Here is an 11,560-nt window from a genome sequence, read left to right as displayed (position 1 = left end):
TCCCTCCATCGCCGCGATCACCTTGGGATGCTGGCCCATCGCGAGATAGTCGTTCGAACACCACACGGTGATCGGCTTCGGCCCGTTATGCCCGGCAAAGCACCGCGCATTGGGAAACATCCCCTTGTTGCGCAGGATGTCGATGAACACGCGATACCGACCCTCGGCGTGCAGCCGGTCGATCGCCTGGATGAAAAGCGCATCGTAGCCCGGATCGACACGGCGCAGCCGGGGCTGGCTATGCCAGTCATCGACGCTCGGGCCGAACGGCAAAGGCTGCGTTGCCGCTGGGTGAAGCGAGTTGGCCAGCATCATGCCAACTCCAGAGCTGCGGTCGACGGCTGCGGTTGGCGGCCGGTGATCGCTGCCGCGGCTAGCTCGCCGATGACAACGCACGGTGCCATCGTGTTACCGGTCGTGACCCGCGGCATGATCGAGGCGTCGGCGATGCGCAGTCCTTCCACGCCATGGACGCGCAACATGCTGTCGACCACCGCCAGACGGTCTCGTCCCATCCGCGCGGTTCCACTCTGGTGCCAGTAGGTAACGGCACCGTCGCGCATGAAGTCGATCATGCCCTCGCGGGTAAGCGGTCCGGGCATCACTTCCCGACGACTGAAACGCGCAAGCGGCGGCGCATTGCCGATGTCGCGGCACAGTTCGAGGCAGCGGTGCAGGGCCGTCACGTCGCCGGGCTCGGTCAGCGTCCCGGCATCGATCCGCACCGGATCGCCCGGCTGCGCGCCAGTGATCGATACCGTACCCCGACTTTTCGGACGAACCAGCGCCGGCGAGAGGGACCAGCAATGCTCGGGCACAGCGTACCGCGCCCGCGTTTCGTCGGACACATAGGGCACTTCGATCTGGAATGGCTGGAGATCCGGCGTGTCGAGCGCCGGATCGCTCTTCCAGAAGAATGTCGCCTCGGCGGCATTGTTACGCGGCGCGATGGGGTCGGCATATTCCCAGAGGCAGCCCGCGATCATCACATGGTCCTGGAAATTGCGTCCGACGCCGGGCAGGTCGGCGATGACGGGAATGTCATGCCGCGCCAGATCAGCGGCATCACCGATGCCCGATTGCATGAGGAGCTTCGGGGTGTTGATCGCCCCAGTGCTGACGATGACCTCCCGGTCGGCGTGGACGACGCCCTCGTGATCGCCGTCGAGTTCGACGCCGATCGCTCTGGTGCCGTCGAACAGCAGCCGACGGACGCGGGTGCGCGTTACCACGGTGAGCCTGCCGCGGTCGATCACGGGCCGGACGTAGGTATCGAAAATGTTGAGCCGCCGTGTCGGACGGAAGCGGACATTGGGCAGGGCTGCCCCGCCCGGTCCCTCCATCATCGCACCGTTCTGGTCGGCGAACGTCGGAATCCCGAATTGCGCGCAGGCCGCGAGCATCGCCGGCGCGATCGGATTGGGATTGCTCGGCGTCCTGACTTCCACCAGCCCGCCGGTTCCCCGGCGAAAGGGGTCGGGCTCTCCGATCCAGTTCTCGATCGCACGATAGATCGACAGAACGTTGTCATAGGACCATCGCTGATCCCCGCTCTCGCTCGCAAAATACTCCCAGTCGTTTCGATGTCTACGCGACCAGATCATGACGTTGATCGACGATCCGCCGCCGAGAAGCTTGCCCATCGACAGCGGCATGCGACGACCATTGATTGCCGGATTGGGTTCGGCGCAAAACCCCCAGTCACGCTCGGAGCCGAGATTGGCGGGCCATGCCGATGGGCCGGTGACCTCGGCGACCAGATCGCTGCCGCCGGCTTCGATGAGGAGCACGCGCACGCCGTCCTGTTCCGCGAGCCGGCGCGCCACCACGGAACCCGATGAACCGGCGCCGCACACGATATAATCGTAGGTCGATGACAAGGGATCGGTTGTACGAAGGATCATGGTCACAAACTCCTGCGAGAAGCGCCGGGCGGCGGAGGGGGCGGGTCGGCCGCCCGGCGCAGGCTGCGTCCGGTTTCGGAGAGGGGGGGCTTCCGGACGCGCCTAGGGTTTCATTGCCGACCGCCGAGCGAGATCGGATAGGCGGTGTTGCGCATCACCAGCATCGGATCGGCGACTTCCACCCCCGGGTGGGGCTGGCCGGGCAGGAACAGCAAGGTCTTGGCGACCGCAACGGGATCGCTCGGCTGGCGCGTCAGCCGGAACGTACCGAGCTTCACCATCCGCCTCGTCTCGGGCCAGGCGACCGACGGATCGTCGATCTTGTCGCCGGGGCCAGCAATCTGCGCATAGAGGTCGAAGACGACGGGGGCTGCCGCAACACGCTTGACGATCTCGTCGCCGAGATAGGTCGGCGTCTGTGCCTTGCGCTCGGGGGCGGTGAGGTAACGCTCGCCGGCGCGCGGCACGAAACGATAGCGGATGTAGCTCGCCTTACCCTGCGCGTTGATGAATTTGAGCGCGTTGATCCCGAAGAACGTCGCGGTCGCGTAGGAGGCCGGATAGGTCCGGCTGGCAAGGAACGCCCGCGATTCGGGGTGCGCGGCGAGAAACGCCTCGAGCGGGGCCTTGTCGCCTTTGCCGGCGCTGCCGACGGCGCGCAGGAAAACAGCGAACTCGTCGAACGTCTTGACGATGAAATTGTTGTGCTGGTTGGCCTCGATGTCGAAGTCGTCGCCGTTCGGCGCGATCATCTTCACCGCGAAGCCCGCGGGCGATGCGCCATCGTCCGTATCCGGCAGGGTCGGCACGCCGGCGAACAGCGAGAAGCGGGCGATCACCGGCACCGTACCGCCGGCGAAAATCGGCTCGATCGTCAGCGTCCTTGCCTCGGGTGCAGGAATGAACTCGCCCTCGAAGATCACGCCCTTGGTGTGGACGGCGCGGTCGTGATGATCGCCGAACGCCGTGTGGAGCGCCTCGACCATCGATAGTGGCGTTTCCTTGGTAGGTGCGGGCGAAGACGAGAACGATTGCGCGACGAGCGGGGTCGCGAGCGCCAGCGACAAGCCGCCGCCTAATAGAGCGGCCACACGATGAAGCGATTTTGACATCACGGATCTCCCTCTTTCCGCCGCATGCCGCCGGTTTGCGGCCTGCGGTCGACAGGGGAGAACATCGTCCCGAACGCTCGGCGGCGTCAGACCGAAGCGGGGGATTCTCCGATCGCACGATCGGGTAATGATCTGATCACCTTGGTCGCCGATCATCGCGGAAGACTGATCGTCCGACGGCCGAAGAGACGGGCATCTACCGACCAGGCACCCGGCCCAACCAGTGCGACCGCCGCCGCGCCCATCACGTGGCTGGCAAGCAGCCAGGCCGAGCAGGTATCGCCTTGGGCAATAACGATGACGTCGATGAGCACGCACGCGGCCGCGGCGGCGCGTGTCATCAGGCCGATCGCGAGGAACGGGATCGTCAGTGCAGCCGCCATCCACAGCCATGGTCCGACGCTAGTGAAGAAGGGCGCCAATCCCACGTTCGTTGCGATCGCCGCTGCGCGCAATAATCCGAGCGCCAAGCCGGCATTGCCCGCGGGATAGATGGAGAAAGCTGATTTCACAGAATCTTGGCTACCGGAGGGAAATGCTGCGGATAACCACCGAATGGGCTATGATCGTCTTACCCGTTCGGGGCTGCGCTTCGGCAACCGTTGACGCAACCTGCAAGGGCTGGTGCGGCCGGTAAAGATGGGGAACTGGCTTGGCGAGGTTGGGGCGCCTGACTTGGTTGATCGTATTGCTGAGCGGCGTGTGGCTCGCAGCCCCTGCCGCCGCGCTCGACCCGCGTCTGTCGATCGGTCAGCTCAAGCATACGCGGTGGACGGTCGAGGACGGTGCGCCGCCCGATATCATTGCCATTGCCCAGTCGAAGGACGGCTTTCTCTGGCTGGGGGCGGGCAACGGGCTCTATCGCTTTGACGGCATAAGCTTCGAGGCGATCCCCGCGATAGCGGGCGACCGTACCCGATCCGCCCAGATCACGGCGCTATTCTTCGATCGGTCGGGAGCGCTCTGGGTCGGGTACCGGCGGGGAGGCTTGGCGGTGTATCGGAACGGCCGATGGTTGCCGCTCGCGCTCCCGGACGTAGCCCGGCCTGTAATCGGCTTCGCGCAAACGCCGGACGGCGCGGTCTGGGTGCTGAGCAGTCGCCTGAACAAACCCATAACGCGCTACAAGGACGGCAAGTGGACGGCGATCGACAGTAGCTGGGGCATGCCTGACCAGATCGTCAGCAGCATCGCCACGACGCGCGACGGATCGCTTTGGGCCGTTGGCTGGAAGGGGATTTCGCGCCTCGCCCGAGATGCGCGGCACTTCGAGCATGTAAAGGACGGCGAGGATCTGGAGACCGGCGAGCACAATCGAGCGCTTTCGCTTGACCGCTCGGGGCGACTTTGGATGCTGTCGGCTGACGGATTGAGGCTGGTGTTCGACGGCAGGAATTTCGTTCCAGCGGCAGAGGGGGCGTTCTCCAACTTCACGATGCCAGCTCGCTACTTGCCGCGCCTCGTGGCCGATCGTGACGGCGGATTCTGGGCGAGCCCGCAGCAGGGCGGCATCACTCGGCTGAGCCTGCCCGGGGACGCAAGCCATCGGTTTGAGCAGCGCGATCTCGAGCCGTTCGGGATGAAGGAGGGGTTGAGCGCCGACAATGCGAGCGCCTTGTTCGAAGGGCGCAGTGGAGAAATCTGGGTGGGCACAGCAAGCGGCCTGGATCGCTTCCGCTCAACCTCGGTCATTCCCATGCCCACTTTGGCGATGGAGGGTGGTCTCGCCACCTTGGCGCTCGCGGACGGTAACCTTTATCTGGAGAGTAGGGATGCGCTGTATATTGTTCCGCGGGGAGGGAGTGCCGAGCGACTGGTCGCAGGGGTCGGCTACATTGGAGCGGCATGCGCTGCACCCGACGGATCGGTAAAGCTGCTCATTAACGGCGAACTGCTCACGGTGCGTCGCGGTTCAATCGATCGCACAACCGCACCCGCCGAACTGGCAAATCGCGCTAAGGAGTGTCTGTTCGATGGCGCTGGTCGCCTTCTGGTGGCCGGCGCCGATGCTGGCATATGGAGCTATGCAGGAAATAAATGGGTCCGGCTGCCGATCGCCGGCATCAACTTCAACAACAATTGGGCTACAACCATTCAGTCGGGGCCCAACGGTCGCATTTTCGTGACGCTAGGGGGTCTCGGACTCTACGAACTTACCGGAGAGCATCTGAAGCCCATCTGGGATGCCGCGCAAATCGGCTCGATCTCCGCAATCGACAGCTTGGACGGCCAGCTTGTGATGGGAGGGCGTTTCGGCCTCGCCCGCTACGACGGCAAGAAGATCAGCGTGATTTCCGCAGACGAGCAACCGTACCTCGCGGGCGCGAACAGCCTCACCCACACGGCAACCGACCTCTGGATGTTCACCGATCGCGGCCTGGTCCGCATACCTCACACGATGCTCTTTGCGGCATTCGATCATCGAGCGAAAGCGCAGCCGCGCCTGTACGGTCTGCTCGACGGTCTTCCAGCGGTATTGTTCGATCCCAACAGTCACTCGATTGCTGCCGGCGCGGACGGCCGCGTCTGGATGTCCGCGCCCGGCGGTGTGGCACTATTCGATGGGAGTCGCCCCGACTTGCCGCGAGAGGCGGTGCAACCCGTCATCCTGTCGCTCGCAACGGAAGGGAGATCGTACGACGCGGATGCTGGACCAGTCAGGCTGGCGCAGGGGACTTCACGTTTCTCGATCGCCTTCACCGCTCCGGCCTTGCAACGACCAGATCTGGTTAGATTTCGCTATCGACTATCTGGCGTTGACGCGAACTGGGTCGACGCCGGCTCAACCCGCACGGCCGCCTATACGAACCTGGGGCCTGGCGATTACCGTTTCGACCTGTCTTCGTCGAACGGTGCGGGCTGGACCCCGTCAGTGTCCATGGCCATCAAAATTCCTCCCACCTTCGTCCAGTCGATCTGGTTCAAGCTCGTCATTGCCCTCTTAATCGCAGGGCTGATCTGGTTCGCCTATATTTTCAGGCTGCGTCGGGTCACTGATCGGGTTCGTGCGTCTCTAGAGGCGCGCTTGGCCGAGCGAGAACGCATCGCCCGCGAACTGCATGATACCTTGCTGCAGGGTTTCCACGGGCTGATCTACCGGTTCCAGTCTATCGCAGACCGTATCGGCGACAATGAGCCGGTCAAACCGCTGATCAATCAGGCACTCGACCAAGCCGACGCCGTTCTCGTCGAAGGGCGCGAGAGCGTTGGCCGATTACGCGGCCGTGGAAGTCCGTGCGACCTCGCCGAAGCGCTCACCGAGACCGCGCGAGAGGCTCCAACCGAACGCGCTGCCCAGTTCAACCTGACCGTAGAGGGGCAAGCGGTCGCCTTACACCCCGCAGCGCACGACGAGGTGCTGCGGATCGCGCAGGAAGCGATTCGAAATGCATTCAGGCACGCCGAGGCGAAGAGCATTTCGGCGTCCCTCATCTATCTCCCCGGTGAATTACGCTTCGGCCTCAGTGACGATGGCATCGGGATACCGGAAACGGTCGCCAAGGATGGAGAACGCGCCGGCCATTTCGGGCTGGTCGGAATGCGCGAGCGCGCATCTCGCATCGGTGGTACGCTGACGATCTCGAGCCGTGCGGGTAGTGGGACCGAGATCACGCTTTCCGTGCCAGGCCGAACCGCCTATTTTTCAGTCAGGAAACGGTGGCTCGATTGGGTCTCGGGCCGTGTCGCGGGAATTGACGATGGCTGATTTGTCCCGGCCGATCCGCATCCTGTTGGTGGACGACCATCCAATTTTGCGTGACGGTATTGCGGCCATTCTCGACGTTCAGTCCGACATGGTCGTGGTCGGAGAGGCCGCCGACGGCACTGGAGCGGTCGCCTCCTGGCGCAACCTTCGCCCCGACGTGACTTTAATGGATCTCCAGATGCCCGGTGGAGATGGTGTTACGGCCATCAGGGCGATCCGGGCGGAACATAGTGCTGCCCGGATTCTCGTGCTGACGACCTATGGCGGAGACGCGCAGGCGCTCGATGCCATCAAGGCGGGCGCGTCGGGCTATCTGCTGAAAAGCGCCGTACGCAAGGAGCTCCTGGACACGATCCGCGCGATCCACGCCGGGCGTCGACACATTCCCCCCGAAATAGCGCAGGAGATCGCCTTTCATGCCGGCGACGATCCGCTCAGCGAGCGGGAAATAGAGGTCTTGCGTCTCGTCGCCGAGGGGAAAGCCAACAAGGAGATTGCTTGGCAATTGTCGCTTTCCGAAGACACCGTGAAGGCTCATCTCCGGAGCATTTTCGCCAAGCTCGATGTCGCCGACCGGACCCATGCGGTTACCGCCGCACTCCGGCGCGGAATCATAAGGCTGTAGTTGTCGTTCCTATTCAGGTCGGAATGGCACCGACCGCCCGCTTTTAAATGCTCGACCCCGCAGAACAGACGCTTCTCCGGCCGCAAACGCGCGTGGGAAAGGCCTTCAGATCAGTGCTGCCAAGGCGCCGCGCAGATCGATCGTGCCGCGCCTTGTTACGCCGGTGCCGTCGAACGCGATCAGCCCATTGTTGAAGCCGCGATACATATCACAGAAGGCATCGACGGCGGACGCCGAGAATCCGCTACCTCGGAATGCGCTTGGCCATTCGGATTCAGGGACCGGCTTTGCCGAAACCGGACGGTCTAACAGTTCCGACAGGGCAATCGCGGCGTCGTCGGGCGAATAGTCCGACGGTCCGTGAAGCTCGACGAGACTTGCTGCCGCGGGCCCTTCCATCAGGAGATCGGCGGCGACCCGCCCGATGTCCGCGGCCGCGACCATAGGGATGGGCCGGCGCGTCGGGAGCAGCATCGAGGGCAGTTCGCCGGTCGTGCGCGTCGCGCCGATCGCCCAAGCCCAATTGTCGATGAAGTTCGCGGCGCGCAGCCGCGTCGAGGGGAGGTCGGACCTCGCCAGTTGCGCTTCGAGATCGTGCGTCGTGAGGATGTTGCCGGTGCCTTGGGCATATTGAGCCCCGACGGATGACAGGGCGACCACATGAGCGACCTTCGCTCGCCCGGCGGCATGGATCAGCGATCCGTGCACCGCGCGTGCCCGCGCCAAGATATCGGGCGCCATGTAGGCCGGCGGATTCATCAGATAGGCGCCATCGGACCCCGCGAACGCCGCCGACATCGCGGTCGCGTTCGCCAAATCTGCGACGACCGCCTCCGCGCCGAGTGCGCGCCAGGACGCAGCCTGCTCTTCTCGCCGCACGACGGCGCGGACGGGTTGGCCGCGTTCAAGCAGTCGCCGCATGACCGCCGTGCCAGTCTGGCCACTGGCGCCGGTTACTACGAACATTTTCGATGTCCTTCTCGCTGATCATATCGCGACGCTGATGGTCGTCCGGCCGTCTTCGAGCACCGGGGCCGTACGCCAGCGCGCTTCGTCGGCCAGCGCCGCGCGCACGGCGCTGCCGCCCTCGAGGTCGAGGTTCGCGGCGATCAGAACGCCGCGGGGCCGAAGCAGCGCGCGTATCGCGACGACGTCGCCAGGCGTCGGCGCATACCCGTCGAAAAAGGCCAGATCGTAGCCCGCTTCCAGGGATGGCAGTATCTCGTCGAACGAGCCCGCGTGGACCGTCACCCGGCCGCTCAATCCAGCATCGATGATATTCCTTTTGGCGAGCATGATGTGTTCGGGATCGCGCTCGACCGTGTCGACGCGCGCTTGCGGACTGCCGTAAGCCAGCCAGCAGGCGGTATAGCCGAGCGCCGTGCCGAGTTCGAGAATGCGGGCGGCCCCGACGGCGCGAGCAAGCGTTCCAAGCGCCGGCCCGTCGCCGAACGGGTAGGCCCAGCAGCCGTGCTGGCGCCGGTGACGCTCGGTCTGCTCGCAAATTGCACGAAAGGGATCGGCGCCGGATTGGCGATCGAGCGCCGTCATCTGGGCGGCAGCCCGCCCATCTGGAACAGGCCGCTCAGCCAGTCCTCGACATGCCACGTCTCGACGATCCGCCCGTTGCAGATGCGGTGGATGTCGATCGCCATCACCGATATGCGCTTTCCGGTCGCGGCGACGCCGGCAAACGCTCCGCGCTGTGTCGCGGTGATCGTCGACCGGACCACGACCTTGTCACCCGAGGCGATGAAGTCGTCGTTGGTGGGCGTGAAGTCCGGAAAGGAGGCGTAATAGCCGTCCATCGCCGCCTTCATGCCGGCAAGCCCCGGTTTCTGGCCTGGCGCCAGCGGCACGTCGATCCAGTCGGCGGCCAGGACAGAATCAAGCCGGTCCTTGGCATGGCTGGCCAAGGCTTGGTAAAAGCCTTTGGCGAGGGCGATGTTCTTGGCCGGGGTGCCGATATCGGCGCACTGGCCGGACGGCTGCGCCGCAGCCGGCACGGCCACGCAGGCAGCCAGAACGCCGATAATGGTCGCAAATGTTCGCATTGGTGCGGTCCTGTCAGTTGAGGTGCGACCTGAACCAGTCCGCGACCCTTGTCGCGGCAGGCTCGATCACGAGCGGATCATCGTAGAAGCGGGTGTGGAAGACGTCGGCGATGACGTCCATGTGCTTGTCGGTGGCGGGGATGCGATCGAAAACATGGGTCACCGCGGCCACGAGCCCGTCGGACTGCTCGCCGTGGATGAGGAGTGTCGGCACCTTGACCTGGGCGGCGTACGGATCGACGTCGAATGTCCAGACCTCGGCGTCGCTCATCGTCGCGTAGCGGTTTTCCCACCGGCTCGGCTCGCCCCATTTCGGCGTCGTCCATGGTTGATACCAGGCGTTGATGGGCGGCCAGGGCAGCCCGGCTGCCTTGTCGAGGGGATCGACGACTGCGGTGTATTCGACCACGCCTGATGTCTCGAACGCAGCCTTGGCCTTTCGGCCACGCGCGATGCGCTCGTCGAGCGTCGGGCCACCGCCGCCGAAAAAGCCTTCGAGGTTCTCGCGGTAGAGATACTGGCCCGAGACTGTCGCCAGGACCTTCACCCGCGGGTCCGACGCGGCGACCGCGATCATCTCGGAGGAGCCCTGACAAATGCCCAACGCCGCGAGCTTGTTGGTGGCGAGATCGGTGCGCGTCATCAGAAAGTCGATTGCGGCACCGACGTCGGCGATCTTGGCAGTCGGGCTTTCCAGCCGTCGCGGGGTGCCGCCGCTCTCTCCGCTGAACCGCGGATCGAAGATCAGCGCGGCGAAGCCGGCGCGGGCCAGCCGCGTGGCATATTCCATCGGCGACATCTCCTTCACGAAGCCGAACGGCCCGAGGATCACGACGCAAGGGGGAGGGGTGGGGGTCGAGATCGGGGTGAACAGGGTACCGGCCAGCGATACGCCGTGGCTCTGGAAGTTGACTGCCTCTGTTCGGTAGGCGCGGGCGGCCAGCGCGCTTTCGGCGATCGTCCTCATCTTGTCTGCTCCTTTTGCGCGCAAGTGCGTCGGCGCGATCCCGGCGAGCAGGAGCGGCGTTGCCGAGAGAAACTTGAGCATGGTGCGCCGGCCGCGAGGACCGCCCATCGTCGATTGCATATAGTTGCTTCCTGATCGGGGACGTCGCGCCTCGCGGTCCAAACCATCGATGGACAGCCGGATATGCCTTCACCTATGATGCGTCCAATGCATTGGACTAATAATCGATATGTCTAATTCGCTATTACGCCGTCTCGACCTGAACCTGCTGGTCATCCTGCGGACGGTTCTGGAGACGCGAAACGTGACCGCGGCGGCCGAGCGTCTGCACATGAGCCAGCCGGCCGTCAGTCGTTCCATCGCGCGCCTGCGCGAGGTGTTTCAGGATCCGCTGTTCGTTAAAGGTGCCCGCGGCGTTATCGCGACGCCTCGCGCGGAGGCCTTGTCCGCCTCCGTCGCGTCCCTGGTCGCCGACATCGACGCCTTGGTCGACTTCCCCGGCTTCGATCCACAATCGACGAAACGCATATTCCGTGTGGCGACGACCGATTACGGCGCGATCGCGGTCATGCCCGATCTTGTCGCCGCCGTTGCCCGCGAAGCGCCGCTTGCGAAGATCGAGGTCGTCCCCTTTTCGGCGGAAATGTTCCGGCGCCTGACAGCGGGAGATGTCGATCTTGCACTTTACAGCGATGAGCCTGTCCCCAGCGGCTTGCTGACGAAAAGGCTCTTCCAGGAGAAATATGTCAGTCTCCTACGGACTGGGCACCCACTCCAATCGTCAATGAAACCCGGCAGACTCTCGCTGCAGCAGTTCGTCGCCTATCCGCATATCCTGGTGTCGATCTTCGGTGGCGCCACCGGAGACGTTGACGCTGCGCTGGCTGTCCACGGCCTTGAGCGCAGGGTTGCGGTGGTGCTGCCATACTTCGCGACGGCGGCTCTGCTGGCGGCAAAGACCGACCTGATCCTGACGCTTCCGGAACGCGCATCCCGTCAGCTCGCGGACGCGCACGAGCTCGTAGCGATGTCGCCGCCGGTTGAGGTGGAGGGATTTGGCTATCAGATGGTCTGGCACGACCGGACCGACCGGGACGCGAGCTGCGGATGGCTGCGCGACAAGCTGAGCGAGCCATTTTCTGAAGCGCTGAGATCGCGATAGCTGATCGGCTGTCCTACCGGCGCGGTGGAG

The 11,560-nt window shown here is 64.4% G+C and carries 10 protein-coding genes and 1 pseudogene; 3 read left to right on the top strand and 8 right to left on the bottom strand.

What is annotated here, in order from left to right; all coding sequences use genetic code 11:
* From SPR01S_RS09450 to SPR01S_RS09435, 4 genes and pseudogenes are all read right to left on the bottom strand, one after another.
* Positions 1–315 (bottom strand): annotated as a pseudogene (locus tag SPR01S_RS09450) (hypothetical protein); the annotation flags it as partial.
* Positions 312–1,904 (bottom strand): GMC family oxidoreductase, encoded by a 1,593-nt coding sequence (locus tag SPR01S_RS09445; RefSeq protein WP_066588520.1) that lies wholly within the window; start codon positions 1,902–1,904, stop codon positions 312–314. The pseudogene SPR01S_RS09450 and the gene SPR01S_RS09445, both read right to left, overlap by 4 nt.
* Before the next feature lie 110 nt (positions 1,905–2,014).
* On the bottom strand, positions 2,015–3,016 hold the full coding sequence (locus SPR01S_RS09440; protein ID WP_066588514.1) for a catalase: 1,002 nt from the start codon (positions 3,014–3,016) through the stop codon (positions 2,015–2,017).
* A 152-nt stretch (positions 3,017–3,168) separates the two neighbouring features.
* Positions 3,169–3,528, bottom strand: coding sequence for a hypothetical protein (locus tag SPR01S_RS09435; protein WP_066588512.1), 360 nt, complete (start codon positions 3,526–3,528; stop codon positions 3,169–3,171).
* Between the two features lie 167 nt (positions 3,529–3,695).
* Here SPR01S_RS09435 and SPR01S_RS09430 point away from each other — a divergent pair, with 167 nt between their 5' ends.
* Together SPR01S_RS09430 and SPR01S_RS09425 are read left to right on the top strand one after the other, a co-directional pair.
* Entirely contained in the window at positions 3,696–6,722 is a 3,027-nt protein-coding gene (locus SPR01S_RS09430) for a sensor histidine kinase (RefSeq protein ID WP_157082120.1), read from the top strand.
* Entirely contained in the window at positions 6,715–7,347 is a 633-nt protein-coding gene (locus tag SPR01S_RS09425) for a response regulator (RefSeq protein ID WP_066588506.1), read from the top strand. The genes SPR01S_RS09430 and SPR01S_RS09425 overlap by 8 nt, the downstream gene beginning before the upstream one ends.
* Positions 7,348–7,452: 105 nt before the next feature.
* Here SPR01S_RS09425 and SPR01S_RS09420 read toward each other — a convergent pair whose 3' ends face one another.
* Genes SPR01S_RS09420 through SPR01S_RS09405 form a run of 4 tightly spaced genes read right to left on the bottom strand, consistent with a single transcriptional unit; the run spans position 7,453 to position 10,368 of the window.
* A complete protein-coding gene (locus tag SPR01S_RS09420; protein WP_066588504.1) occupies positions 7,453–8,313 on the bottom strand; it encodes an NmrA family NAD(P)-binding protein in 861 nt (286 codons plus the stop codon).
* Between the two features lie 21 nt (positions 8,314–8,334).
* Complete coding sequence (locus tag SPR01S_RS09415; RefSeq protein WP_066588502.1) at positions 8,335–8,898, bottom strand: O-methyltransferase; 564 nt, start codon at positions 8,896–8,898, stop codon at positions 8,335–8,337.
* Complete coding sequence (locus SPR01S_RS09410) at positions 8,895–9,401, bottom strand: ester cyclase (RefSeq protein ID WP_066588500.1); 507 nt, start codon at positions 9,399–9,401, stop codon at positions 8,895–8,897. Before SPR01S_RS09410 ends, SPR01S_RS09415 begins: the two co-directional genes overlap by 4 nt.
* Before the next feature lie 13 nt (positions 9,402–9,414).
* A complete protein-coding gene (locus SPR01S_RS09405; RefSeq protein ID WP_169803410.1) occupies positions 9,415–10,368 on the bottom strand; it encodes an alpha/beta hydrolase in 954 nt (317 codons plus the stop codon).
* Positions 10,369–10,597: 229 nt separating this feature from the next.
* On the opposite strand from SPR01S_RS09405, the gene SPR01S_RS09400 reads away from it, so the two are divergent.
* Entirely contained in the window at positions 10,598–11,530 is a 933-nt protein-coding gene (locus SPR01S_RS09400) for a LysR family transcriptional regulator (RefSeq protein WP_066588495.1), read from the top strand.
* The last annotated feature ends 30 nt before the right edge of the window (positions 11,531–11,560 follow it).

The organism is Sphingomonas pruni NBRC 15498, assembly GCF_001598455.1.
Taxonomy (GTDB): Bacteria; Pseudomonadota; Alphaproteobacteria; order Sphingomonadales; family Sphingomonadaceae; genus Sphingomonas; species Sphingomonas pruni.
This window is presented reverse-complemented; position numbering and strand designations above follow the sequence as displayed.